General features: G+C 68.2%; 23 protein-coding genes. 11 read left to right on the forward strand and 12 right to left on the reverse strand.

Features of this window, described 5'->3' with window-relative positions; translation table 11 throughout:
• The first annotated feature begins 11 nt into the window (after positions 1-11).
• The 6 genes from ACFP3H_RS02375 to ACFP3H_RS02400 all read left to right on the forward strand — a co-directional run bounded on the left by ACFP3H_RS02375 (position 12) and on the right by ACFP3H_RS02400 (position 4068).
• Complete coding sequence (locus tag ACFP3H_RS02375) at positions 12-857, forward strand: LmeA family phospholipid-binding protein (RefSeq protein ID WP_378598787.1); 846 nt, start codon at positions 12-14, stop codon at positions 855-857.
• On the forward strand, positions 854-1288 hold the full coding sequence (locus ACFP3H_RS02380; RefSeq protein ID WP_378598789.1) for a thioredoxin family protein: 435 nt from the start codon (positions 854-856) through the stop codon (positions 1286-1288). Before ACFP3H_RS02375 ends, ACFP3H_RS02380 begins: the two co-directional genes overlap by 4 nt.
• 257 nt (positions 1289-1545) lie before the next feature.
• On the forward strand, positions 1546-2019 hold the full coding sequence (locus ACFP3H_RS02385; protein WP_378598792.1) for a DUF4395 domain-containing protein: 474 nt from the start codon (positions 1546-1548) through the stop codon (positions 2017-2019).
• 32 nt (positions 2020-2051) lie between these two features.
• Positions 2052-2885 carry a sulfurtransferase gene (locus ACFP3H_RS02390; protein WP_378598795.1) on the forward strand — a complete coding sequence of 278 codons (834 nt, stop codon included), beginning with the start codon at positions 2052-2054 and terminating at the stop codon, positions 2883-2885.
• Between the two features lie 5 nt (positions 2886-2890).
• Positions 2891-3196 (forward strand): DUF1416 domain-containing protein, encoded by a 306-nt coding sequence (locus tag ACFP3H_RS02395; protein ID WP_101464578.1) that lies wholly within the window; start codon positions 2891-2893, stop codon positions 3194-3196.
• Between the two features lie 179 nt (positions 3197-3375).
• On the forward strand, positions 3376-4068 hold the full coding sequence (locus ACFP3H_RS02400; RefSeq protein ID WP_378598798.1) for a heme-binding beta-barrel domain-containing protein: 693 nt from the start codon (positions 3376-3378) through the stop codon (positions 4066-4068).
• A 72-nt stretch (positions 4069-4140) separates the two neighbouring features.
• On the opposite strand, the gene ACFP3H_RS02405 is transcribed toward ACFP3H_RS02400, so the two are convergent.
• Positions 4141-4383 carry a hypothetical protein gene (locus ACFP3H_RS02405; RefSeq protein WP_378598801.1) on the reverse strand — a complete coding sequence of 81 codons (243 nt, stop codon included), beginning with the start codon at positions 4381-4383 and terminating at the stop codon, positions 4141-4143.
• 400 nt (positions 4384-4783) lie between these two features.
• Here ACFP3H_RS02405 and ACFP3H_RS02410 point away from each other — a divergent pair, with 400 nt between their 5' ends.
• The gene (locus tag ACFP3H_RS02410; protein WP_378598804.1) at positions 4784-5059 is read left to right on the forward strand and encodes a FitA-like ribbon-helix-helix domain-containing protein; all 276 of its coding nucleotides are present in this window, start codon (positions 4784-4786) and stop codon (positions 5057-5059) included.
• Positions 5060-5128: 69 nt separating this feature from the next.
• Here the strand turns inward: ACFP3H_RS02410 and ACFP3H_RS02415 are convergent, their stop codons facing one another.
• The 5 genes from ACFP3H_RS02415 to ACFP3H_RS02435 all read right to left on the reverse strand — a co-directional run bounded on the left by ACFP3H_RS02415 (position 5129) and on the right by ACFP3H_RS02435 (position 12507).
• Entirely contained in the window at positions 5129-6817 is a 1689-nt protein-coding gene (locus ACFP3H_RS02415) for an ATP-binding cassette domain-containing protein (RefSeq protein ID WP_378599622.1), read from the reverse strand.
• Between the two features lie 176 nt (positions 6818-6993).
• On the reverse strand, positions 6994-8865 hold the full coding sequence (gene cydD, locus ACFP3H_RS02420) for a thiol reductant ABC exporter subunit CydD (protein ID WP_378599625.1): 1872 nt from the start codon (positions 8863-8865) through the stop codon (positions 6994-6996).
• 126 nt (positions 8866-8991) lie between these two features.
• Positions 8992-10020: a cytochrome d ubiquinol oxidase subunit II gene (gene cydB, locus ACFP3H_RS02425; protein ID WP_378598807.1), complete on the reverse strand. Its 1029-nt coding sequence runs from the start codon at positions 10018-10020 to the stop codon at positions 8992-8994.
• A gap of 9 nt (positions 10021-10029) precedes the next feature.
• Complete coding sequence (locus ACFP3H_RS02430; RefSeq protein WP_378598810.1) at positions 10030-11475, reverse strand: cytochrome ubiquinol oxidase subunit I; 1446 nt, start codon at positions 11473-11475, stop codon at positions 10030-10032.
• Between the two features lie 126 nt (positions 11476-11601).
• The gene (locus ACFP3H_RS02435; RefSeq protein ID WP_378598813.1) at positions 11602-12507 is read right to left on the reverse strand and encodes an aminodeoxychorismate lyase; all 906 of its coding nucleotides are present in this window, start codon (positions 12505-12507) and stop codon (positions 11602-11604) included.
• A 122-nt stretch (positions 12508-12629) separates the two neighbouring features.
• On the opposite strand from ACFP3H_RS02435, the gene ygfZ reads away from it, so the two are divergent.
• From ygfZ to ACFP3H_RS02455, 4 genes are all read left to right on the forward strand, one after another.
• Positions 12630-13736 carry a CAF17-like 4Fe-4S cluster assembly/insertion protein YgfZ gene (ygfZ, locus tag ACFP3H_RS02440; RefSeq protein ID WP_378598816.1) on the forward strand — a complete coding sequence of 369 codons (1107 nt, stop codon included), beginning with the start codon at positions 12630-12632 and terminating at the stop codon, positions 13734-13736.
• Between the two features lie 211 nt (positions 13737-13947).
• A complete protein-coding gene (locus tag ACFP3H_RS02445) occupies positions 13948-14631 on the forward strand; it encodes an MOSC domain-containing protein (protein ID WP_378598819.1) in 684 nt (227 codons plus the stop codon).
• A gap of 67 nt (positions 14632-14698) precedes the next feature.
• Positions 14699-15649, forward strand: coding sequence for an asparaginase (locus ACFP3H_RS02450; RefSeq protein ID WP_378598822.1), 951 nt, complete (start codon positions 14699-14701; stop codon positions 15647-15649).
• Positions 15650-15824: 175 nt separating this feature from the next.
• Positions 15825-16052: a DUF3073 domain-containing protein gene (locus ACFP3H_RS02455; RefSeq protein ID WP_378598824.1), complete on the forward strand. Its 228-nt coding sequence runs from the start codon at positions 15825-15827 to the stop codon at positions 16050-16052.
• A gap of 235 nt (positions 16053-16287) precedes the next feature.
• Here the strand turns inward: ACFP3H_RS02455 and purM are convergent, their stop codons facing one another.
• The 6 genes from purM to purF form a co-directional block, all read right to left on the reverse strand.
• Entirely contained in the window at positions 16288-17364 is a 1077-nt protein-coding gene (gene purM, locus ACFP3H_RS02460; RefSeq protein WP_378598827.1) for a phosphoribosylformylglycinamidine cyclo-ligase, read from the reverse strand.
• A gap of 163 nt (positions 17365-17527) precedes the next feature.
• On the reverse strand, positions 17528-19183 hold the full coding sequence (locus ACFP3H_RS02465; protein ID WP_378598829.1) for an ABC transporter ATP-binding protein: 1656 nt from the start codon (positions 19181-19183) through the stop codon (positions 17528-17530).
• A complete protein-coding gene (locus ACFP3H_RS02470) occupies positions 19176-20117 on the reverse strand; it encodes an ABC transporter permease (protein ID WP_378598831.1) in 942 nt (313 codons plus the stop codon). Before ACFP3H_RS02470 ends, ACFP3H_RS02465 begins: the two co-directional genes overlap by 8 nt.
• Positions 20117-21157: an ABC transporter permease gene (locus ACFP3H_RS02475; protein ID WP_378599628.1), complete on the reverse strand. Its 1041-nt coding sequence runs from the start codon at positions 21155-21157 to the stop codon at positions 20117-20119. The genes ACFP3H_RS02470 and ACFP3H_RS02475 overlap by 1 nt, the downstream gene beginning before the upstream one ends.
• A gap of 53 nt (positions 21158-21210) precedes the next feature.
• On the reverse strand, positions 21211-22818 hold the full coding sequence (locus tag ACFP3H_RS02480; protein ID WP_378598834.1) for an ABC transporter substrate-binding protein: 1608 nt from the start codon (positions 22816-22818) through the stop codon (positions 21211-21213).
• Between the two features lie 232 nt (positions 22819-23050).
• The gene (purF, locus tag ACFP3H_RS02485; protein ID WP_378598837.1) at positions 23051-24631 is read right to left on the reverse strand and encodes an amidophosphoribosyltransferase; all 1581 of its coding nucleotides are present in this window, start codon (positions 24629-24631) and stop codon (positions 23051-23053) included.
• Between the last annotated feature and the right edge of the window lie 55 nt (positions 24632-24686).

Consider the following 24686-nt stretch of genomic DNA (forward strand, 5'->3'; position numbering starts at 1 on the left):
GTCTCAGCCCTATGCGGAAGCTGATTGTCGGGCTGTTGTGCCTGGCCGGATTGGCGGTGGTCATCGATTTCGGCGCCGCCGCCTACTCGGAGTACCACGTCTCCCGGCAGTTGCGGGCCGGCGCCGACCTGTCGGCCGACCCGGAAGTCACCTTCCACGGTTTCCCCTTCGCCGCGCAGGCGATGAGCGGGCGCTACGACGAGGTGACCATCCGCGCGCGCGGCGTTCGACCCGACATCCCCGGCGAGATCGGCATCGAGGCCACCCTGCAGGGCCTGCACGCGCCGGTCGGTCAGCTGCTCGACGGCGCGGCCCGCAATGTGCAGGTCGACCGGGTCGACGCCAGGATGCGCATCGAACCCACCGAGCTCGGCAAGCTCTTCGGCATCCCCGACCTGCAGGTCCACACCCGTCCCGCGGACAAGTCCGACGGCACCGGCGGTTCCGGCGGCTCCGGCATGACCACCGCGGGCGCGCTGGTGCTCACCGGCACCCTGGCCACCGCCCCGAACGGGCGCGTCCTCGGCGCGGGCGTCGTCCCCACCGGCAGCAGCACCCGGGTGCCCGTGCAGGTGCAGGCCGACCTGCTGCTCGACGGCGACAAGGTCCGCATCCAGGCCACCGGCTTCTACCGGGACAAGGACGACGGCCCCGGCGACGCGACCACCGACCCCCGCACCGAGATCCCCGAGGCCGATCGCGCCGCGGTGCTCGCGCGCTTCAGTCGTACGATCGATACCAAGGAGTTGCCGTTCGGTGTCGCGCCGAGCGAGGTGTCGGCACTCGGCGGCCAGATCGTCGTCGAGGGTGTCGGCCGCAACGTCACCATCGACCTGGACCGATTGCAACAGCCATGATCGAGCTCGTCATTCTCGCCGTCGTCATCGCGGCCGCCGTCGCCCTCGGCCTGTTCCTCTCGCGCAGGCAGGGCCAGGTCCGCCCGGCCACGCTCGACCCGGAGACCGCGCAGCGCACCCGCCTGCTCGACGCGGCCGGCGTCACCGGTTCCACGCCCGCGGTGCTGCACTTCTCGGCCGACTGGTGCGGCCCGTGCGACGCGGTCCGCCGCGTGGTCGCCGGGGTCACCGCCGAATTGTCCGATTCCCCGAATGCCCCGCGCGACATCGAGATCGACATCGACGCCGACCCCGCGCTGGCCCGCGAACTCAACGTCCTGTCGCTGCCGACCACCTTCGTCTTCGACGCCGAGGGCAAGGAACGCTTCCGCATCTCCGGCGTCCCCAAGTCCGGGGATCTGCGCACCGCGTTGGAATCGCTGCGAGTGTAAACACGGGGGCCCGAGACATTCTCCGGTGCGACCGGGTAAACTCTGTCTCGTGCAAACCGACCACGAGCTGATGCTCACCCGACGCCGCACAGTTGACCTGTGTCGCCTCGGTGGTTGTTGCTGCCTGTGCCGCTGATCGGTCGGCTTCTCTCCCGAGATTCCTGACGCCGACCTGTGCCCACCGTCCGAGCGATCCTCTAGATCCCACGGTGACCTGGCAGTTTCCCCTGACTCTTCTCAGCGCAGGAGTTCGCACAATGACCACTTCCCCTTCCGGATCCGCACCGCGCGTCGATGTGCGCGGGCCGCGGTTCGTCGCCTGGATCACCACCGGTGTCCTGGTTCTGGTGCTGATCACCGCCGCCTTCTCCCCCGGCCTCGCCGCGATCCTGATCGGCCTGCAGGCCGTCGTCTTCGCGATCGGCGCCCTCGGCGGCCCCGCCAAGCACCCTTACGGCCGGATCTACGCCGCGCTCGTCGCGCCGCGCAACGGTCCGACCACCGAAACCGAGCCCGTGCCGCCGCTGCGTTTCGCGCAACTGCTCGGCTTCGGGTTCGCGGCGGTATCCCTGCTGGGCTTCGCGCTCGGCTCCTCGATCGTCGGCGCGGTGTTCGCCGGCTTCGCCCTGTTCGCGGCGTTTCTCAACGCGGCGTTCGGGGTTTGCCTCGGCTGCCAGATCTATCCTCTGGTTGCCCGCCTTCGCCGGCCTCCGGCTCCGGCACCGAACTGACCCTCCTGCACGTCATCTCTGAAAGGAACAACATGGCTCGCTCCGATGTCCTGGTCTCCGTTGACTGGGCCGAAGAGAACCTCAACGCCCCCGGCGTCGTCTTCGTCGAGGTCGACGAGGACACCTCCGCCTACGAGGGTGGCCACATCGAAGGCGCCGTTCGCCTCGACTGGAAGACCGACCTGCAGGATCAGGTTCGTCGCGACTTCGTGAACCAGGAGCAGTTCTCCGATCTGCTCTCGGCGCGCGGCATCGGCAACGACGACACCGTGGTGCTCTACGGCGGCAACAACAACTGGTTCGCCGCCTACGCGTACTGGTACTTCAAGCTCTACGGCCACAACGACGTCAAGCTGCTCGACGGTGGCCGCAAGAAGTGGGAGCTCGACGGTCGTCCGCTCTCGCGTGACGCCGTCTCGCGTCCGGCCACCCAGTACAAGGCGTCCGCGCCCGACCTGAGCATCCGCGCCTTCCGCGACGAGGTCATCGCCGCCATCGGCACCAAGAACCTGGTCGACGTGCGCAGCCCCGACGAGTTCTCGGGCAAGATCCTCGCGCCCGCGCACCTGCCGCAGGAGCAGAGCCAGCGTCCCGGCCACATCCCCAGCGCGATCAACGTGCCGTGGTCCAAGGCCGCGAACGAGGACGGCACCTTCCGCAGCGACGCCGAGCTGGCCGAGCTGTACAAGGACGCGGGCCTGGACGGCGAGAAGGAGACCATCGCCTACTGCCGCATCGGCGAGCGTTCCTCGCACACCTGGTTCGTGCTGCAGGAGCTGCTCGGCCACCAGAACGTCAAGAACTACGACGGCAGCTGGACCGAGTACGGTTCGCTCGTCGGTGCCCCTATCGAGTTGGGAGAGTAAGACATATGTGTGCAGCACCTACCCAGGGTCAGGCCATTCCGGCAGGCGTCGACGTGGAGAAGGAAACGGTCATCACCGGCCGTGTCCTGAGCACCGACGGCCAGCCCGTCGGCGGCGCGTTCGTGCGTCTGCTCGACGGCAACGGTGACTTCACCGCCGAGGTCGTGGCCTCCGGCACCGGTGATTTCCGCTTCTTCGCCGCGCCGGGTTCGTGGACCCTGCGCGCGCTGAGCTCGTCGGGCAACGGCTCGGCCGAGATCAGCCCCGAGGGCGCGGGCATCCACTCGGTCGACGTCGCGGTCGCCAAGTAAGAAGCTCACAACGGCCCTGGTAGTTCCTGTGCGGGAACTACCAGGGCCGTTTTCGTATCTGTTGCGCGGAGTCGCTAGACTTCCGGTGTGGTCCTCTTCTTCGAGATACTCCTGGTGGCCGTGTCGATCCTCATCGGCTGGTTCGGCCTTTACGTCTTCTACCGGCTCTTCACCGAGTCATGAGCGGGCTCGCGAGCGAAGGTACCGACCCGGCCGAGCGAGCGAGTGACGAGCAAGGCGCTCCGGCCGAGCGTCGCAGTGGTGACGAGGCGGTCAATGTCGCCGCTGAACGGGCGAAGGAGACCGGCGCCCGCAACATTCCGGTCCTGCCGGGTCTCCCCCTGCCCGAAGACACAGCCAATCTGCGTCTGGGCCCCGATCTGAACCACGCCATGCTGGCGCTGCTGCCGCTGGTCGGTGTGTGGCGCGGCGAGGGCGAGGGCAATCACCCCACCGAGGGCGATTACCACTTCGGTCAGCAGATCATCGTGTCCCACGACGGCGGCGACTACCTGATCTGGCAATCCCAGACCTGGAAACTCGACACCGAGGGCAACTACACCGGCCCCGACCTGCGCGAGAGCGGTTACTGGCGGGTCGGCGGCGAGGGCACCGACGAACTGATCGAGCTCCTGCTCACCCACAGCAACGGCGTCATCGAGCTGTACTACGGCAAGGCCCGCAACCAGTCCTCCTGGGAACTGGCCACCGACGTCTCCATCCGCAGCACCTCCGGCGTGGTGGTCGGCGGCGCCAAACGCCTCTACGGCATCGTCGAAAACGGCGACCTGGCCTACGTGGAAGAACGAGTAGACCCCGACGGCGCCCTGGTCCCCCGCCTCTCCGCCCGCCTGACCCGCTACATCGGCTGAGCCACCCCCAACCCGCCGAGGTCCGCCCACTACCGCAGTGGGCGGACCTTTCGCGTTCCCCCCGGCACGCCGCTAGCGAACAGCCTCACGCATCCGTTGGCCCCAGGCGCGCGTTCGCGGGAACAGGCGCAGCAGCCACGACAGCGCCACGGCGACAAGCAGCAGATGCGCCCACGCTTCCAGCAGCACCCGTGGTGCGACAGCGAGCACGCACACGAGCGCCACGAGCACGAGCACCGCGAACAGCCCCCACCGCCCCTGATCCCAGACCTCGAACGCCCCCAGTACGGCCCCGCCACCGACAACGACCACCACCAGAAACAGCGGAAGACCCCACCGCCCGTCCCACAAGTCCACCCAGCCCGTCACACACACCTCCGCTATCTCCCGCCGACGCTACCTCCCGCGACTACGCCCGCCGAAACAGGAGCGACCCCCGAGCCATACCGTCGCGTTCGGTGAACGCGGTGGTCCCGGTCGGATCGTCCGGGGGCTCGGGGGTCGGGTACCTGCTTGGGATTCGCTCTCAGCACCGCTGGGGGATTCCCGCAGTGGAGCTGCTAGCGAGCAGCCACCTCACGCATCCGTTGAACATACATTCTTCAGACCACCTCCTCTCTTGTGTACTGAAGAATCTAGCCCTGCCAGATGTGGTCGGCAACGGAATTAATTGCGACCCTGACCTGCGCGTATGCGATTCAGCTAGCATCGGCCCATGACAGCCGTGACTATTCGCGACGTTCCAGAAGATGTCCTCGTCGCGGTGAAGAAACATGCGACTCAGGCTGGCCAGTCCTTGCCGGCCTACCTGCTGGACCTGCTCAGGCGCGATGCCGCTGACGTGTGCACCGACCGATCCCCTGATGTTCCCGGTGAGACCCGCGGCGAACGCGCGATCCGCCGTGCCCGTGGCAGGATTACGACCCCCGAGACTCGCGGCCTGTCCACCGACCAACTCATGAACCCGGCCGGTTACTCACGCCTGGAGTAGACCGGAAACCAGCCGGCGGCGGATTCCACCCGCTCGGGGGCATCGATTCTCAACACTGTTTCTTCGATTCTAGGTTCCGGCGGCGTCGATGGTGACGATCGTGTCGGCGTGGTGGTCCGGTGGGAGTTGGTGGGTGACTACGACGACGGTGCGGTCGGGGGTGACGAGGCCGCTGTTGGTGTCGAGGAGGTCGCGGAGGAGTTGGTCGCCTTCGGTGGCGGAGAGGTGTTCGGTGGGTTCGTCGAGGAGGAGGGTGTGGGCGGGGGAGATGAGGGCTCGGGCCAGGAGGAGGCGGCGGCGTTGGCCGCCGGAGACTGCGGCCGCGCCTGCGGCGAGGGGGGTGTGGATGCCGTTGGGGAGGGAGTCCAGCCAGTCGGTGAGACCTACTGCGCGCAGGGCACTTTCGGCTTCTTCGGCGGTGAGGTCGCCGCGGGCCACGCGGAGGTTTTCCAGGATCGACGTACCGAACAGGTGGGCGTCTTCCGCGAAGAACGTGACGCCGTCGCGGGGGGTGTCGAACAACCCGGCCCACTGCATCAGCAAGGTCGTCTTACCGGCTCCGCTGGGTCCCACCACGACCACCCGTCGTCCCTCCGGTAGTTCCGGCTCGCCGTTGCCGGGGTACTTCCCGCCGAGATCGGCGGGGGTGGTGGCGGTCTTCAGGCTTTGGAGGCGGTGGAGGGCCGCGCGGGAGGTGGTGAGGGTGGTGGCGGCGGCGGGCAGAGCGGCTACCGCTTCGAAGGCGGAGAGAGGGACCAGGACGAGGATGGTGAGGGCCATGGGGGTCATGCCGCCGGGGAGGCCGCCGGTCGGACCGTAGGCGGCGACGCCGACGAGCAGGGCGCCGAACGCGCTGACGCCGATGGACAGCGGGGTCGCCGCGGCCGCCCACGCGCTACGCGAGGCCGCCGAATCCTCCGCCGCCACCGCGCGCTGGGATGCCTTGTCCGCCACCGTGATCGCCGCGTCGAGTCGACCGGCGACGCGCAGTTCGGCGGCGTGATCCAACACCGTCACCGCCTCGGCCGTGAACTCGGCCCGATCCACCCGACCAGCCCGCTCGGCCTCTCGCGCGGCCACCGCCGACAACCACGGCGCGAGGATCCCCGAAACCCCCAGCGCCACAGCGAGAATCACCGCGGCCGTCGGCGAGATGATCGCGATCATCCCCACCGCCGCCAGCGACAACACGATCGCCACCGCCACGGGCACCAGCACGCGAACGACCACGGCCCCGAGATCATCGATATCGGTGCCGATCCGAACGAGCACGTCCCCCCGCCGCAACGCACGACCAGGCGCCGTGTCCGGACCGGTCCGACCATCCCCGGGCGTCACCTCCGGGCTACCGACCACCGAGTTGTCCCCAACCGTGACGGCGGCGGGCACGTCACCCTCGGGTACAGCACGCTTCCGCACCGAGTTCCCCGGGGACGTGCCGACATTGCGCTCCCGCCACCACCAGACGTCGGACTGGGCGAGGGTGCGGTAGACCGTGGTGCGGGCGTTGGTCATCGCGCGCAGGGCTACATCGTGGGTGGCGAGTCGTTCGAGGTAGCGGCACAGTCCGCGCGAGATGCCCAGTGCCCGCACCGCGACGACGGCGACGCTCAGATCCAGCACGGGCGGCATCTGCCACGCGCGGGCGATCAACCAGGCGGCCAGCGCGGCCAGCCCGAGCCCGCTGCCGAGTGCGGCGACACCCCAGGCGATGGCGATCAGGACGCGTCCGGGTGAGAGTTCCAGCAGTCGCCACATCTCGCGCAGGTCCCGCACCACACCTCGAAGACCCGAACCGCTGGGGTTCTGCCCGCGTGGATCGTGACCGGCTGCCCGACCGCTGTCCGCCCGACGCGCGTCACCATCGCTCGACCGATCCGATCCCGACCCCTCGTCACGCACCACGCCCACTCGATCGTGCCCGTCCACGACGCTCACGAGACCACCTCCGGCTCGGTTCGATCGGCACGTTCCTCAACCCCCGCGACCACCTGCACCACCACATCCGCCACCGCCAGAATCGTCGGCCGATGGGCGACAACCACCACCGTCGCCCCACGATCGGCCAACACCCGCAGCGTGGTGAGCACGCGTTGCTCGCTCTCGGGGTCGAGGTGGGCGGTGGGTTCGTCGAGCAGCAGGACCTGGCGGTGGGCGGCGAGGACGCGGGTGAGGGCGAGGCGTTGGCGTTGGCCGAGGGAAAGGCCGGTGCCGTGCTGTCCGACGGTGGTGTCCCATCCGTCGGGAAGTTCCGCGAGTACCTGGTCGAATCCTGTTGCGACACTCATGAATTCGAGCTCGTCGGCGGACACCGCACTGAGCAACTCCACGTTCTCGCGCAATGTCCCGGGAACCAGCACCGGCCGCTGCGGCAGCCACGCGACCCGACTCCACCAGCTGTCCGGGTCGAGCTCGCGCACATCGACTCCGTCGACGAGAACCTGCCCCGCGTCAGGTTCGATCAACCCCAGAATCGCCTGCACCGCAGTCGATTTCCCACACCCGTTCGGTCCGGTCAACACCGTCACCGACCCCGGCGCCAACTCCGCCGTGAGCCGATCCGGCGCCGTCCCCGTTCGGGCGGCAACACTCAAGCCGCGCACCATGATTCGCGAGGACTCCCCGCCGCGCCGAACGGACTCGGGCACTCGAACATCTCCGCCGCGCCCGCCCGGTACCGCATCATCGGCGCGCGCGACCGCCCCAGCCCCACGACGATCCCCGTCGACCGAGGATCCACGCACACCCGCCGCCCCCTTCCCGGCACCGATATCCACGCCCTCGCCGACAGGCGCCGACCCGTCCCGCCCATCACGCTCCGGCTCCAACACCGCGAATGCCCGCTGCGCCGCCACCATCCCGTCCTGCGCCGCATGGAACTTCTCCCCCACCACCCGCAGCGGCCAGTACACCTCCGGCGCCAGAATCAACGCGACGAGCCCGTTGTAGAGCAGCATCTCCCCGAACACCAACCGCAACCCGATGGCCACCGCGATGATCGCCACACTCAACGTGGCGAGCCCTTCGAGCACCATCGAGGACAGGAACGCGATCCGCAGCGCCCGCATGGTGCGCTGACGTAGCGAATCCCCGAGCGCCCGCACCTGTTTCACCATCGATGGCCCGTCGGCCCCCTCGCGTCCGAGCGCGCGCAAGGTGGGCATGCCGGCGAAGAGATCGAGGATCTGGTCCGACAGGCGGGTGGTCGCGGCGAGTGTCGCCTCGGCACGCCCCTGGGTGAGCAACCCGATGAGCACCATGAAGATCGGGATCAACGGCACCGTGATCACCGCGATCAGCGCCGAGGTCGGATCGTGCAGGGCGATGACCACCAGCACGACCGGGGGCACCAGGCAGGCCAGCAGCAGCGCGGGCAGGTACCCGGTGAACCACCCGCGCAACCCGCTGAGCCCGTTGCCGACGACCACCGCGAGCTCGGTGCGTCGCGCGTCGAGCTCGCGTGGCGGCAGTTGCGCGCCCGCCCGCAGCACCGCGGTCTCGAGTTCGGCGACCACCGCGCTGCCCGCCCGATGCGCCAACCGCGCCTGCCACCAGCTCGCCAGCCCCCGCACCGCGACGGCGATGCCGAGCGCGACCAGTTCGGCCGTCCACGCGCCGAGTTCGCGCTTGTTCGGATCGGTGATGACCCCGGCGAGCACCCGTCCGATCATGATCGCCATCACCACGATGGTCCCCGTGATCACCAACGCCAAGGCGATGGCGACCACGAGGTGCGGCCGGGCCGTGCGCGCGTACCGCCACAGTCGCGGATCGATCGGTCCGCGCCTGACCCGTGCCTGACCCACCTCGTCGCCCGCGACCGGGGCGGCGGCGTTCGGCGTCAGTCCCGCTTCATCCTGCGATACATCTTGCGACACAGCGCGTCCGACCTTTCGCGAGCACTTCCGACGAGACGAGGCCGACCTTGTGGCTCAGCCTTTACCGCTCAGCGGCAAACCCACCGGCGGCGGAATCTGTTCGACCCGAATCCGCTGCCGGAAGACCCAGTAGGTCCACCCCTGATACATCAGCACGACCGGCGTCGCGATCACCGCCGCCCAGCTCATCACCTTCAACGTATACGGCGAGGACGACGCGTTGTAGATGGTGAGGTCGTAGAGCGGGTCGATGGTCGAGGGCAGCACGTTCGGGAACATCGAACCGACGATCAGCACGGTCAGCGACATCACCGTGACGGTCGTGCCGACGAAGGCCCACCCGTCGCGTCCGGCCAGATTCGACAGTGCGGCGAGCGCGAGTCCGAGCACCGCTGTCGCGAGCAGAATCCAGGTCCACTCCGCGCCGTAGGCGAGTTGGGTCCACAGTCCGAATCCACCCACCACCGCGACGGTGGGGATCACCAGCGACCGGGCGGTCCGCAGCGCGTCGACGCGCAGGTCACCGGCGGTCTTGAGCACCAGGAACACCGCGCCGTGCAGGGCGAACAGCACGGCGGTGGCGAGTCCGCCGAGCAGCGCGTACGGGCTGAGCAGGTCCCCGACCGAACCCACCAGTTGTTTCTCGGCGTTCAACGGCACCCCGCGCACCATGTTCGCGAACACCCACCCCCACACCAGCGCCGGAATCCACGACCCGATCCCGATGCCGATATCGCACCAGACCCGCCAGGTCGGGTCGTTGATCTTGCCCCGGTACTCGATCGCGCACACCCGCAGGATCAACGCGACGAGCAGCAGCAACAGGGCCAGGTAGAACCCGGAGAACATGCTCGCGTACCACTCGGGAAAGGCCGCGAACAGCGCGCCGGCGGCGGTGATCAGCCACACCTCGTTGCCGTCCCACACCGGCCCGATGGTGTTGAGCACGGCGCGCCTGCGCGTATCGGACCGCCGCCCGAGAATCGGCATCAACATGCCGACGCCGAAGTCGAATCCCTCCAGCACGAAGTAGCCGGTGAACAGGACGCCGATGAGCAGGAACCAGAACTCTTGCAGACCCATCGTCGGCTCCTAGTACGCGAAGGAAAGTTGGTCGTTGTCCGGGGTTTCGGCGGGTTTGTGCTCGTCGGGTCCGGCGATCACGTAGCGCCGCATGAGGTAGCACCACACCACCGCCAGCGCGCCGTAGAGCACCGTGAACACCGCCAGCGAGAACAGCACCGTCGTCGCCGAGTGCTCCGAGACGGCCTGCTGGACCGTCATGCGAATGTTCGGGTCGCCGGTGGGATTGGGCACCACCGCCCAGGGCTGGCGCCCCATCTCGGTGAACACCCATCCCGAACTGTTCGCCAGGAACGGCGTGGGGATCGCGAGCAGGCTCAGCCAGGAGAACCAGCGTTGATCGGGCACCCGACCGCCGCGCGTCACCCAGAAGCCGGCCAGCAGCAACAGCACCGATCCGCCCGCGAGTCCGATCATGGCGCGGAAGGACCAGTAGGTGACGAAGAGGTTGGGCCGGTAGTCACCGATCCCGTAGTGCTCGTTGTACGACTTCTGAAGGTCGACAACACCTTCCAGCGTCACCCCGGTGAACTTCCCCTCGGCGAGGAAGGGCAGCACGTAGGGCACTTCGAGCACGTGGATCACGCTGTCGCAGTTGTTGTGGGTGCCGACGGTGAGGATGGAGAAGTCGGGGTCGGTCGCGGTGTGGCACAACGATTCCGCCGAGGCCATCTTCATCGGCTGCTGTTCGAACATCAGCTTGCCCTGGATGTCGCCCGTGAAGATCAGGGCCGCACCGGATATCGCGACGACCACCAGCGAGGCGCGACCCACCGGACGCCACATCGTCCGCGCCGCTTCGACTTTCGCCGGATCGCCACTGCGCGCGCTGCGCACCATCCACCAGCCCGCGATGCCCGCCACGAAGGTCGCCGCGGTGAGGAAGGCGCCCGCGACCACGTGGGGGAAGGCGGCCAGGGTGGTGTTGTTGGTCAGCAGCGCCCAAATGCTTTCCAGCTCAGCCCGTTCGGTCTCAGGGTTGTAGCGGGCGCCGACCGGATGCTGCATGAACGAGTTGGCGGCGACGATGAAGTACGCCGAGGCGTTCACTCCGATCGCGACGATCCAGATCGTGGCCAGGTGCACCAGGCGCGGTAGTCGCGTCCACCCGAAGATCCACAGGCCGATGAACGTCGACTCCATGAAGAACGCGATCAGCGCCTCCAAAGCCAGTGGGGCGCCGAAGACATCGCCGATGAAGCGGGAGTACTCGCTCCAGTTCATGCCGAACTGGAATTCCTGCACGATGCCCGTGGCGACGCCGAGGGCGAAGTTGATCAGGAACAGCTTGCCGAAGAATTTGGTGAGCCGGTACCAGCGTTCGTCGCCGGTGACCACCCAGGCGGTCTGCATCATCGCGATGAGTGGTGCGAGCCCGATGGTCAGTGGAACGAACAGGAAGTGGTAGACGGTCGTGATCCCGAACTGCCACCGCGAGACGTCAAGGGTGTCCATCCGACCTCCACCGATCTACTACGACAACTTGTAGTAGATGCTACGCGGAGCACGCCCCCGAGCAAGGGTGACAACCGCCACGGGCGGTGTTACCGCAGAGGCACGCCCACCCGTGCCCCCGCGCGGTCACCAGTCGCCGATGGTCCCCGGCCGGTCGATGCCGAGGTCGACCATGTCGATGATCTCCTGAGCATTGTCGGGTGCGGACAGGCGAATACCGTCGAGCTGATTCACCCGGGCGGCCAAGGTCACACTCGACAGCAGCCAGATGCTGTCACAGTCGAAAAGGTCTGCGGTGAACAGTGTTCGATATTTACACTCCCACCCCGCCTTCTCGGCCACGTTGTAGAGCGCGCGCTGCGTAACCCCCGGCAGCACACCACTTTTCGCCGGCGGAGTGATGAGTTCCTTTCCGCGCGCGATCACCACGGTCGAACGCGGACCCTCGAGCACCTTGTGTTCGGTGCTGTGAAATATCACATCGTCGGCACCCATCCGACGCGCGAATCGCAGCGCCGCCATATTGGTCGCGTACGACAGCGTCTTCGCGCCGAGCAACTGCCACGGCGCCGACTGCGCGAGATCCACCGAGATGCCGCGCGCCAGCGACATCACCTTCACACCCTCCGCCCGCACGGTCGCGACCCGCGCCGGCACCGGCGAGACCAGCACGTACGCGGTCGGTTGCGGCTCCTGCGGCGCCAGTTCCGAACGGGGCGCGTCGAATTCGGAGTCGCGGCCGCGGGTGTAGATCAACCGCAGCATCGCCTCCTCGTCGGAGCCCCATTCCTTCACCGCCAGCTCCACCGCCGAGCGCCAGCGCGACAGCCCCGGCTCCGGTAGTTCCAACGCCTGCGCCGAACGACGCAGCCGCGCCAGATGAAATTCCAGCGCCGTCGCGACACCGTCGCGGACCAAAATAGTTTCGAATACTCCATCGCCGCGCAATGCGCCGATGTCGTCGGCATACAGCGACGGAACGTTCGCGTCGGCGACCGTCCCGTCGAGTGTCACAAGAACCCGTTCTCCCATGCGCCGAGCGTAGGCGTTATCGGTCCGTTATGCCTACGGCTGCACCGAATCGGACACGCGACTCGCGCGACGGCGCGGCCCAGGTGCGGCGCGCATCGACGGACGCGCCTACAGTGGGTGTCGTGTCACAGGTCGTCGCTCCCAGTCCTGTTCTCCATACTCCGGGTGCCGTCGCGGGTGTTCCCGATACTCCCGACGCCGCGGTCGCCTGGCATTACGGTGATCCGTTCGGTGAACAGAAAGCTGCCGTAGAGCGGGTCGCGGTCGTGGATCGCTCCCATCGATTCGTCGCGACCATCACCGGCGCCGAACGCCTGAGCTGGCTGCACACCATCACCAGCCAGCACGTCGCCACGCTGCCCGACGGGCGCAGCGCCGAAAGCCTCGACCTCGATCTCAACGGTCGGATCCTGCACCACTTCGTGCTCACCGACCTCGACGGCACCGTCTGGCTCGACACCGAAGCCGACCGTGGCGCCGAACTGCTGGCGTTTCTCCAGAAGATGGTCTTCTGGGCCGACGCCAAACCCGAGGCCGCGCCCGAACACGCCGTGCTGAGCCTGCTCGGCCCCCGGGTGGATACCCTCCTCGACACCCTCGGCCTGACCGAACTGCCCGAGACCTACGCCGCCCACGGACTGCCCGGCGGCGGCTTCCTGCGCGCGATGCCCGACGGCTCCTTCGACCTCGTGATCCCCCGCGCCGGCCTGTCGGACTGGTGGAGCAAGCTCACGAACGCCGGGGCCGCACCGGCGGGCATGTGGGCCTACGAGGCGCTGCGGGTGGCGGCCCTGCGCCCCCGCATCGGCATCGACACCGACGAACGCACCATCCCGCACGAGGCCCGCTGGATCGGCGGCACCGAGGAATACGGCGCCGTCCACCTGAACAAGGGCTGCTATCGCGGGCAGGAGACGGTCGCCCGCGTCCACAACCTCGGCAAGCCGCCCCGCAATCTCGTCCTGCTGCACCTGGACGGCTCGGCCGACGAACGCCCCGTCACCGGCGACGACGTGACGGCGGGCGGCCGCACGGTCGGCCGCCTCGGCACCGTCGTCGACCACTACGAACTCGGCCCGATCGCACTGGCCCTGGTCAAACGCTCGGTCCCCGCGAACACCGAACTGGTGGTCGGCACCATGGCCGCCGCCATCGACCCCGACTCGGTCCCGGCCGATGACACCGTCCAGGCGGGTCGCGCCGCAGTCGACCGGTTGCGTGGCCGGTGATCGGACGTACCGGGCAGGCCGACGCGGTGAGCCCGTCGGGATCGTGGCTCGGCGGCCGCACGTCCCCAGAGGGCCACTCAGCGGCGAGCCGCACGTCCCCGGTGGGCCGATCGGCGGCCGGCCGCACATCCCCGTCGAGCCACTCGGCGACCAGCCGCACGTCCCCGTCGGGCCGATCGGCCGCCAGCCGCACGTCCCCGGCGAGTCCGCGATGAACCCCCCGATCCAGCGCGTCGGCGACACCGGCCGCGTCGAGGCCGTGTGCGTCGTACACGCCGAGATCGAGGTGCGCACCCGCGTCGGCCGCACCGCCATCGACAAGCGCCCGGTCGACGGTCGAATCCCCGTAGCCGCCCTCGGCCTGGCCGGCGACCACGTCTGCGACACCACCAACCACGGCGGCCTCGACCAGGCCGTCTACGCCTACGCCGAGGAAGACGCCCGCCGCTGGGCCGAGGAACTCGACCGCGACCTCCCCGCGGGCTGGTTCGGCGAGAATCTGCGCCTGACCGGCCTGCCGGTGAGCGACGCGGTGCTCGGCGCGCACTGGGCCATCGGCGACACGCTGCTCGAAGTGAGCGCGCCCCGCGTCCCGTGCTCGACCTTCCAGCAGTGGTCCGGCGAGCCGCGCTGGGTCAAGCGCTTCGCCCTTCGCTCCGATACCGGCGCCTACTTCCGCGTGCTCACCGAGGGCACGATCGGCGCGGGCGACGAGGTCCGTGTCGTCTACGTCCCCGCACACGGCATCACCGTGCGCGACCTGTTCACCGGCGCCGACCCGGCCCTGCTCGAACGCCTGCGCACCGAGGAGCCGACCATCTCGGCCGACGTACGGAGGCAGATCGACCGCCACGCCCGAACCCCCACCACCGTCGAATTCGGGGTCGGCGCGTGACCGGCCCGATGCCGACCTCCGGCGCTCGACCGTCGTCCGCCGCCCGAACCCGTTCGAGGAGGACAGCGTGAGCGTCGAACTGGTCGAAGTGGTCCGTTCCGGTTTCCGGGAGTGCGTGCACCGCGGTTCGGTGGTCGTGCTCGACCCCTTCGGCACCCCCACCGTCGAACTCGGCGAGGTCCACGTCCCGATCTTCCCGCGCTCCACCAACAAGCCGATGCAGGCGCTGACCCTGCTGCGCAACGGTTTCGACCCGGTCGACGACGACGAACTCGCCATCGCCACCGCCTCGCACTTCGGCGAGCCCGACCACGTCGCGCTGGTCCGGCGCCTGCTCGACCGCTACGGCTTCACCCCGGCGGACCTGGCCTGCCCGCCGGACCTGCCGTTCGAGGAACACGCCCGCGCCGCCGCGCTCACCGGTTCGGGCCGGAGTCCGCTGTACATGAACTGTTCGGGCAAACACGCGGCGATGCTGGCGACCTGCGCGATCAACGACTGGCCCACCACCGGGTATCTCGATCTCGACCACCCACTCCAGCAAGCGGTCCTGGCCACCGTCGCCGACGTCACCGGCGAACCGGAAACCGATCTGGGCATCGACGGCTGCGGCCTGCCGATCGTGCCCGTGTCGCTGGTCAATCTCGCGCGCGCCTTCGCCGGGTTCACCACGGCCGAGCCCGGCACCGCGCCGCGCCGGATCGCCGATGCCGTTCGAGCGAATCCGCGAGTGATTTCGGGCACGAGCGGCCCGGATCTTCTGGCCATGTCGGCGACCCCCGGACTGTTCTGCAAGATCGGCGCGGACGGTGTCCACGCGGGCGCGCTGCCCGATGGACGGGCCTTCGCGTACAAGATCGAAGACGGTCACGATCGGGCCCGGATGCCGCTGACGCTGGCGATATTGCGCGAACTCGGCGTCGAGTGGACCGATGAGCACACCGCGCTGGCGGCCACCGCGGTGCTCGGCGGCGACGCCAGAGTCGGCGTCGTTCGGGCGATTCCGGGGGTCTTCTGAGACCGGGCGGTCTGGGCGAAGAAGGGGCAAACCGAGGCGCTTCGACAGGTCTTCACCCACTCCTGGGAGCGCGACGGTCTGACACACGCTAAAGTGTCTGTCAGGAAGAGTATTAATTCGAACGGGGCCGCCAACAAACCCCAGGCCGCCCCGCAGTGACGCGAGGGGGTCAGCCATGGGCCGTGGCCGGGCTAAGGCAAAGCAGACCAAAGTCGCACGTGAGCTCAAGTACAGCTCCGCGCCGACCGACTTCGCGAGCCTTCAGCGCGAGCTGTCGGATAGCGATGCTTCGCCCTACTCCCAACCCAGGAGTAGTGCAGTGCTGTCCGATGAGCACGATGCGGACGAGTCGTCGTCTCGGTGGAACGACGAGGACGACGGCTACGACAGCTGGCGCCGCTGACCCAGTGGCGGCAAGCTCGCAGTAGCAGCGAATACCTGAATACACGTCCGAGCGTCCTGTGCACACACAGGACGCTCGTCGTGTTGGTCGCCTCGTGAGCCCCGACCGCCCCGAGCCGACCCAGAGGGCGAACCCTCTCCCGATGGGGTAACCGTCGGCCGGGCCGGGCAAACCCCCACAGACACGTGAGCCGGGTCGCAGACAGCTGCGACCCGGCTCCGTGCGTGGAAAGAGATCAGAACCTGGGGTGATCGCCCAGCAGCACCGCGCGCTCGGCGTCGACGTCGGCGGCCTTCTTGACCTGACCCAGTGTCCAGCAGTCGATGTGGCGGGCGGTGAGCACCGCCAGCGCGCGATCGGCGTCCTCGGGCGCCACGATGGCGACCATGCCGACGCCCATGTTGAACGTCTTCTCCATCTCGACGCGCTCCACGCGACCGCGCTGGGCGATCAGCTTGAACACCGGCGCCGGGTTCCAGGTGCCGCGGTCCAGCTCGGCCACCAGGCCGGCGGGCAGCACGCGCGCCAGGTTGGCCGCCAGGCCGCCGCCGGTGACGTGCGAGAAGGTGCGCACATCGGTTTCGGCGATCAGGGCCAGGCAGTCCTTGGCGTAGATGCGGGTCGGCTCGAGCAGTTCCTCGCCGAGGGTGCGGCCGAATTCCTCGACGTAGCCGGTGAGCGACATGCGGTCGATGTCGAGCAGCACCTTGCGCGCGAGGCTGTAGCCGTTGGAGTGCAGGCCCGAGGAGCCCATGGCGATCACGACGTCGCCGGGACGCACCCGGTCGGGTCCGAGGACCGCGTCGGCCTCGACCACGCCGACGCCGGTGGCCGACAGGTCGTAGTCGTCGGGGTCCATCAGGCCGGGGTGTTCGGCGGTCTCGCCGCCGAGCAGCGCGCAACCGGCCTTGATGCAGCCTTCGGCGATGCCGGAGACGATCTCGGCGACCTTCTCCGGGATGACCTTGCCGATGGCGATGTAGTCCTGCAGGAACAGCGGCTCGGCGCCACAGACCACCAGGTCGTCGACGACCATGGCGACCAGGTCGAGCCCGACGGTGTCGTGCTTGTCCAGTGCCTGGGCGATGGCGATCTTGGTGCCGACGCCGTCGGTGGAGGCGGCGAGCAGCGGTTCCCGGTATCCGCCCTTGAGCGCGAACAGCCCGGCGAAGCCGCCGATGCCGCCCTGCACCTCGGGTCGGCTGGCCTTCCTGGCCAATGGTCCGAACAATTCGACGGCGCGGTCACCGGCTTCGATGCTCACGCCCGCCGCAGCGTAGGAAGCGCCTGCACCAGCGTTTTGTTCAGTCATTGTGGGGGAAAGCTCCAAACCGAATCGGCGGATAGATGCCTAGTAACTCTAACAGCGCGCCGGAATGCCCTGATGACACCCGGACTCCACCCTCGACGCGTGCGTCGAGGGTGGAGTCGGTGTCAGGACCGAGACCGCGAAACCGGGTGTCGGGCCTGGTTGTTCACCTCGCCGGTGCGGTGGCGAGGGTGGCGGTGCGGCGGCGACGCTGTTCGACCGGGTCGGGCACCGGGACGGCGGCGACCAGACGGCGGGTGTACTCGTGCTGCGGGTTGCGCAGGATCTGTTCGTTGTCGCCTTCCTCGACGCAGGCGCCCTGGCGCAGGACCATGATCCGGTCCGCGAGTTGGTCGACCACGGCGAGGTCGTGGCTGATGAACAGGCACGCCCACCCGCATTCGCCCTGGAGTTCGGCGAACAGTTCGAGCACGGCCGCCTGGACCGACACGTCGAGGGCGCTGGTCGGTTCGTCGGCGACGAGCAGGTCCGGGTCAAGGACCAGTGCCCGCGCGAGGCTGGCCCGCTGCCGCTGTCCGCCCGACAGTTCGTGCGGGTAGCGGTTCTCGGTGCCCGCGGGCAGATGGACGTCGTCGAGCAGGTGTCGCACGCGCGCGCGGATGCTCGCCTTGTCGCCGACGCCGTGTACCACGAGCGGTTCGGCCACGCACTCGCCGACGGTCAGGCGCGGGTTCAGCGAGCCCGCGGGGTCCTGGAACACGAACCCGAACCGCCGCCGGATCGGGCGCAGCTTGCGCTGGGACAGGTCCGCGATGTCCTGCCCGCGGATCAGCACGTGCCCGGCCGAGGGCCGTTGCAGCGCGGCCACGCACCGCCCGATGGTCGACTTGCCCGACCCCGACTCGCCGACCAGGCCGAGGGTCTCCCCCGGCCGGATCTGGAAACTCACCCCGTCGACCGCACGGAACGCGGGCCGCCCGAACGGTCCGGGGAACGTGACGACGAGGTCCCGCACGTCCAACACCGGTTCGGCGGTCCGGTCGATCGTCGGCCGTGTGGTGGTCGACGCCCCGAGGTGCGGCACCGCGTCGAGCAGGGCCCGGGTGTAGTCGGCCTTCGGGCTGGCGAACAGCTCGTGCACCGGCGCCTGCTCGACCACCTCGCCCGCCCGCATCACCACGACGCGGTCGGCCAGGTCGGCCACCACCCCCATGTTGTGGGTGATCAGCACGATCGCGCTGCCGAGCCGGTCGCGCAGATCCCGCAGCAGTTCCAGGATCTCGGCCTGCACGGTCACGTCGAGCGCGGTGGTCGGCTCGTCGGCGATGATCACCTTCGGCTCGCACGAGATGGCGATCGCGATCATCACGCGCTGCTTCTGCCCGCCGGAGAGCTGATGCGGGTAGTAGTCGACCCGCTGTTCCGGATCGGGCAGTCCCACGGAGCGCAGCAGCTCGATGGCCTTGGCCTTGGCCGCTTTTCGGCTCATGTCGCTGTGCGCGCGCAGGGCTTCGCAGATCTGGAACCCGACGGTGAACAGCGGGTCCAGTGCCCGCGCCGGCTCCTGGAACACCATCGACACCTCGCCGCCGCGCAGGGCGGTGAGCTGTCGTTCGGTCATCGAGGTGACCGGCCGGTCGCCGATGGTGACCAGCCCGCGCACCGACGCCGAGTGCGGCAGCAGGCCGATCGCGGTGCGCGAGCTCACCGACTTGCCCGAGCCGGACTCGCCGACGATGGCGAGCACCTCGCCGGGGAACACCTCGTAGGAGACGTCGCGGACGGCGTGCACCGGTCCGCTGTCGGTCGAGAAGGTGACCGACAGGCCCGACACGGCCAGCGCGGCGGTCTTGTCACTCATCGACGGTCTCCTTCGAGGTGGCCGCGCGCCGCGTGCGCAGCAGCGGGTTGAGGGTTTCGTCGAGGCTCTCGCCGACCAGCGTCATCCCGAGCACGACCAGCACGATCGCGATGCCGGGGAAGATCGAGGTCCACCAGATGCCGTTGGAGACATCGTTGAGCGCCTTGTTGAGGTCGTAACCCCATTCGGCGGCCTGGGTCGGCTCGATGCCGAACCCGAGGAAGCCGAGCGCCGCCAGGGTGAGGATGGCGTCGGCGGCGTTGATGGTGACGATCACCGGCAGCGAGCCGGTCACGTTGGACAGGATGTGGCGGAACATGATCCGCGTGGTCGAGGCACCGGTGACCCGGGCGGCGTCCACGTACGGTTCGGTCTTGACCGCCACGGTGGCATTGCGCACCACCCGGAAGTACTGCGGCACATAGACAACCGTGATCGCGATGGCCGCCGACAGCATTCCGCCGAGACTGCTCGACGTGCCGCCGGCGACGACGATCGAGACCACGATGGCCAGCAGCAACGAGGGAAACGCGTAGATGGCGTCCATGATCAGCACCAGGGTCCGGTCGACCCAGCGCCCCAGGTACCCCGACAGCAACCCCAGCGGCACCCCGACCAGCAGCGACAGGGTCACCGAGATCGCGATCACCAGCAGCGCGGTGCGCGCGCCGAACAGCACCCGCGAGAACACGTCCTCGCTGCGCACCGAGGTGCCGAACCAGTGTTCGGCCGATGGTCCCTGCTGCGGCACGAAAGCCACACCGTCAGCGGAGTTCTGGGCCAGACCGTAGGGCGCGAGCAGCGGCGCGAAGGCCGCCACCAGCACGAATCCCGCGACCAACACCAGCCCGGTGATGAGCGTGACCCGTTGCAGCCCACCGGTTTTCGAGAGCAGATCGGCGCCGGGTAGGCGCCGCTTCACGGCGGTGGTCATCAGAACCTCACCCTCGGGTCGATCAGCGCGACGATGGCGTCGACGACGAAGCTCATCACCGCGACGACCACCGCGATGAACGCCACGATGCCCTGCACCGCGATGAAGTCCCGCGCGCGCAGGTACTCGGCGAGCTGATAGCCCAAGCCCTTCCATTCGAACGTGGTCTCGGTGAGCACCGCGCCGCCGAGCATCATGGCGATGCACATGCCCATCACCGTGATGATCGGGATGAGCGCGTTGCGCACCGCGTGCCTGCCGGTGACCACCCGCGCGGACAACCCGCGCGCCCGTGCCGCCTCGACGAAATCGCTGCGCAGGGTCTGGATGAGGTTCACCCGCACCAGTCGCAGGAAGATGCCGCCGGTGAGCAATCCGAGCGCCACTGCGGGCAGTACCGCGTGTTGGAGCACGTCGAGCACATAGGACGGCTCGCCGTAGAGGATCGCGTCGACGATCAGGATGTTGGTCTTCGGCGAGACGTGGTGCAGCGCCAGTTCGACGTGCGTACTGGCCCGACCGCCGACCGGGAACCAGCCCAGCCACACCGAGAAGATCAACTTGAGCAGCATGCCGACGAAGAACACCGGCGCCGCGTAGGCGAGCACCGCGGAGAACCGCAGGAACGCGTCCGAGGGCGAATCCCGATGTGTCGCGGCGTATCTGCCCAGCGGAACACCGACCGCGAACGCGACGAGCAGACCCCAGAACACCAGCTCGAACGTGGCGGCGCCGTAGGTGATGACCACCTGGCTGATCGCCTCGTTGTCCTGTGTGCGCCCGAAGTCACCGCGGGCGAACCCGGACAGATACTCCCAATATTGCGTCAGGATCGGCCGATTGAGCCCGGCCGCCTCCTTGCGTTCCTCGATCTGGGCCTGGGTCAGCCGACCACCCATGGCCGCGCTGATCGGGTCACCGATCACCCGCATCAGAAAGAACACCACCGTCACCAGCAACCACGCGGTCGGCAGAATCAGCAGCAGCCGAATCAGCAGGTACCGCAGCAAAGCCACCTGGCGGGAACCCCCGCCGCGCATCCACCCGAAACGCCGCGCCCGGACCGGTGATCCGGGCGCGGCGGCAACGTCACTCACTTGCTCAGAACCGTGAACCGGAACTTGAAGGAGCCGTCGAGGGTCTCATCGACACCGGAGACGCCCGGCGTCGACACCGCGACCTGCTTGCCCGAGAGCAGCGGCAGGGTCGGCAGGAAGTTCTGCGCCAGATCCGTCTGGACCTTCTTCAGGATCTCGACGCGCTTGGCCGGGTCTGCTTCGGTGGCCTCGGCGGTGAGCTGCGCGCTGATGCCGGGGTTCTCGAAGTGCGACTGCAGGAAGTTGTTCGGCGCGAAGAACGGCGTCAGGTAGTTGTCGGCGTCCGGGAAGTCCGGGAACCAGCCGAGCTGGTACAGCGGGTAGCCGTCGGTGGCCCGCTCCTTCTGGTAGGTGACCCATTCGGTGGACTGCAGGTTCACCTTGAACAGACCCGAGGCCTCGAGCTGGGACTTCACCGCGGCGTACTCCTCCGAGGAGCTCGAGCCGTAGTGGTCGGGGTTGTACTGCAGGTTCAGCGTCACCGGGGTGGCGACGCCGGCGTCGGCCAGGAACTTCGCGGCCGCCGCCTTGTCGGGCTTGGCGCCGTAGATGTCCTTGAGCGGCTCGGCCGCACCGGCCATTCCGGCGGGCACGAAGCCGTAGGCGGGCTGGAAGGTGCCCTTGTACACACCGGTCGCCAGGGCCTCACGGTCCACCGAGGACGCGATCGCCTTGCGCACGGCCAGCTTCTGCTCGGGGGTCTCGCCGGGCATGGTGTTGAGGTTGAACACGATGTAGCGCAGTTCGCCGCCGGGGCCGTCGGTGACCTTCACCTTGGAGTCGGCGCGCAGCGAGTCGATGTCGGTGGGCGTGAACGAGCGGTAGCCGACGTCGATGGCGCCCTTCTGCAGGTCCAGCTTCAGGTTGTCGGAGGTGGCGTAGTACTTGGTCGAGACCTTGGTGTTCTTCGGGGTGCCGAGGATGCCCTGGTAGTCGCCGTTGGCCTGGTATTCGACCAGCTTGTTCTTGTCGTAGCTCGCGATCGTGTACGGGCCGGAGTAGCCCTTGGCGGCGACGACTTCCTCGTCGGTGGCGACCCGGTCGGCCGGGAACACCTTCTCGTCGACGATCGGACCGGCCTGGGTGGGCAGCACCGCCGGGAAGGTCTGGTCGTTGGCGACCTTGAGCGTGAACGCGACGGTGAGGTCGTCGACCAGATCGGTCTTGTCGAGATTGCCGAGCAGCGAGGCGGGACCGTTGGCGTCGTTGATCGAGACCATGCGATCGAAGGAGAACTTTACGCTCTTGGCGGTCAGCGGGTTGCCGTTGGCGAATTTCAGGCCCGGCTTGATCGTGCAGGTGTAGACCGTCGGCGCGGTGAATGCACACTTCTCGGCCGCGTCCGGTGCGGGTGTGGTGTCGCCCGGCGCGAAATTCAGCAGGTAGGAATAGATCTGGTTCTCCACCAGCAGCGACCCGTTGTCGTAGGCCGCGGCCGGGTCGAGCGAGAAGATCTTGTCGGTGGTGCCGACTACCAGGCCCGCTCCCGAACCGCCCTCATCGGTGCGACCGGAGCCGCAACCCGCCAACGCGGCCGCGACGGCCGCCGAAATACCCACTGCGGCAATTTGTTTCGCACGCGTGTTCTGTGTCTTCTTTGCCATCAGGTCCCATTCTCGAACGCCGTACATCATCCGGATCACGGATGCGATAACGAGGGACCGTACAGGTGAACCATTACCGGCCAGTTTCAAACGAGCCGAAATATTTCAGGCAGGTAATGAACTATATTTACGAAAGTGGTGAACAAATATTACTAAATAGCAAAACGTACCCCGCGCGCGAAAAGGGCCGCCCAGGGTTTATCCTGGACGGCCCTTTCGGTAATTCCTCGCGCTACGGGCGGCTCAACGCGTCGACGTTGACGTTCTCGCCCAGCAGCTTCGCCTCGGCCTTGCCCGAGAGCATCCCCTCGAGGACGTTCTTGCCGATGGCGGCCTCGGTCGGCAGCTCGATCGGGTAGTCGCCGGTGAAGCACGCCGTGCACAGTCGCGAGGCGGGCTGCTCGGTGGCCGCGATCATGCCCTCGGTGGAGACGTAACCGAGGGTGTCGGCGCCGATCGAGCGACGCACGTTCTCGACCATGTCGGCGTAGCTGTCGTCGGCGCCGGTGCCGTTGGCGATCAACTCCGCGCGCGAGGCGAAGTCGATGCCGTAGAAGCAGGGCCACTTCACCGGCGGCGAGGCGATGCGCACGTGGATCTCGAGCGCCCCGGCCTCACGCAGCATGCGGATCAGCGCGCGCTGGGTGTTGCCGCGCACGATCGAGTCGTCGACGACGATGAGCCGCTTGCCGCGGATCACTTCCTTCAACGGGTTGAGCTTGAGCCGGATGCCGAGCTGACGGATCGTCTGGCTGGGCTGGATGAAGGTGCGGCCCACATAGGCGTTCTTCATCAGACCCTGGCCGTAGGGAATCCCGGAGCCCTGGGCGTAGCCGACCGCGGCCGGCGTGCCCGACTCGGGCACCGGGATCACCAGGTCGGCCTCGACCGGATGCTCCTTGGCCAGCTTGCGGCCGATCTCCACGCGGGTGGAGTGCACCGAACGCCCGGCGATCGTGGTGTCGGGGCGCGCCAGGTACACGTACTCGAACACGCACCCCTTGGGTTCGGGGTTGGCGAAGCGCATGGAGCGCACGCCGTCGGAGTCGATGGCCAGCAGTTCGCCGGGCTCGATCTCGCGGACGAACGAGGCGCCGACGATATCGAGCGCGGCGGTCTCGGAGGCGACCACCCACCCGCGATCGAGGCGACCCAGCACCAGCGGGCGCACGCCGTGCGGGTCACGCGCGGCGTAGAGGGTGTGCTCGTCCATGAAGGTGAGGCAGAACGCGCCGCGCAGTTGCGGCAGCAACTCCATCGCCGCGGCTTCGATGCTCGAGTCGGCCGAGGCGTGCGCGAGCAGCGCGGTGACGATGTCGGAGTCGGAGGTGGCGCCGGTCATCTGCGGGCGACCGTCGATCACCCCGGCGCCGATCAGGCCGAGTTCGCGTGCGCGACCGGCCAATTCGGCGGTGTTGACCAGGTTGCCGTTGTGGCCCAGCGCCAGGCCGGAACCCACGGAGGTGGTGCGGAAGATCGGCTGCGCGTTCTCCCAGGTGACACCACCGGTCGTGGAGTAGCGACAGTGGCCGACGGCGATATGGCCGGGCATGGCGGCCAGGGTCTGCTCGTCGAAGACCTGGGAGACCAGGCCGAGATCCTTGAAGACCAGGATCTGCGAACCGTCGGAAACGGCGATACCGGCCGCTTCCTGGCCACGGTGTTGCAGCGCGTACAGGCCGTAGTAGGTGAGCTTGGCCACGTCCTCGTCGGGAGCCCAGACGCCGAAGACGCCACACTCCTCGCGAGGTTCGTGTTCGATCTCGTCGGGGGTAGTGGACGTTGGCACGATCGTCGGATCGATGTCGGTCACCGTTTGCTCCCTGTTCGGGCGGGCTGGGGGCACCAGTCAGTCTACGGGTCCTGGG

Source organism: Nocardia lasii, assembly GCF_042658545.1.
GTDB classification, from domain to species: Bacteria; Actinomycetota; Actinomycetes; order Mycobacteriales; family Mycobacteriaceae; genus Nocardia; species Nocardia lasii.

Coding starts and splice junctions, on each gene's coding strand:
- ACFP3H_RS02475 (WP_378599628.1), bottom strand. CDS start 21,157: ATGCGCGGCGGGGGTTCCCGCCAGGTGGCTTTGCTGCGGTACCTGCTG.
- ACFP3H_RS02385 (WP_378598792.1), top strand. CDS start 1,546: ATGACCACTTCCCCTTCCGGATCCGCACCGCGCGTCGATGTGCGCGGG.
- ACFP3H_RS02455 (WP_378598824.1), top strand. CDS start 15,825: ATGGGCCGTGGCCGGGCTAAGGCAAAGCAGACCAAAGTCGCACGTGAG.
- ACFP3H_RS02465 (WP_378598829.1), bottom strand. CDS start 19,183: ATGAGTGACAAGACCGCCGCGCTGGCCGTGTCGGGCCTGTCGGTCACC.
- ACFP3H_RS02415 (WP_378599622.1), bottom strand. CDS start 6,817: ATGTGGCGACTGCTGGAACTCTCACCCGGACGCGTCCTGATCGCCATC.
- ACFP3H_RS02375 (WP_378598787.1), top strand. CDS start 12: ATGCGGAAGCTGATTGTCGGGCTGTTGTGCCTGGCCGGATTGGCGGTG.
- cydB (WP_378598807.1), bottom strand. CDS start 10,020: ATGGGTCTGCAAGAGTTCTGGTTCCTGCTCATCGGCGTCCTGTTCACC.
- ACFP3H_RS02445 (WP_378598819.1), top strand. CDS start 13,948: ATGAACCCCCCGATCCAGCGCGTCGGCGACACCGGCCGCGTCGAGGCC.
- ACFP3H_RS02480 (WP_378598834.1), bottom strand. CDS start 22,818: ATGGCAAAGAAGACACAGAACACGCGTGCGAAACAAATTGCCGCAGTG.
- ACFP3H_RS02395 (WP_101464578.1), top strand. CDS start 2,891: ATGTGTGCAGCACCTACCCAGGGTCAGGCCATTCCGGCAGGCGTCGAC.
- ACFP3H_RS02380 (WP_378598789.1), top strand. CDS start 854: ATGATCGAGCTCGTCATTCTCGCCGTCGTCATCGCGGCCGCCGTCGCC.
- ACFP3H_RS02410 (WP_378598804.1), top strand. CDS start 4,784: ATGACAGCCGTGACTATTCGCGACGTTCCAGAAGATGTCCTCGTCGCG.
- ACFP3H_RS02435 (WP_378598813.1), bottom strand. CDS start 12,507: ATGGGAGAACGGGTTCTTGTGACACTCGACGGGACGGTCGCCGACGCG.
- ACFP3H_RS02430 (WP_378598810.1), bottom strand. CDS start 11,475: ATGGACACCCTTGACGTCTCGCGGTGGCAGTTCGGGATCACGACCGTC.
- ACFP3H_RS02390 (WP_378598795.1), top strand. CDS start 2,052: ATGGCTCGCTCCGATGTCCTGGTCTCCGTTGACTGGGCCGAAGAGAAC.
- ACFP3H_RS02400 (WP_378598798.1), top strand. CDS start 3,376: ATGAGCGGGCTCGCGAGCGAAGGTACCGACCCGGCCGAGCGAGCGAGT.
- ACFP3H_RS02470 (WP_378598831.1), bottom strand. CDS start 20,117: ATGACCACCGCCGTGAAGCGGCGCCTACCCGGCGCCGATCTGCTCTCG.
- purM (WP_378598827.1), bottom strand. CDS start 17,364: ATGACTGAACAAAACGCTGGTGCAGGCGCTTCCTACGCTGCGGCGGGC.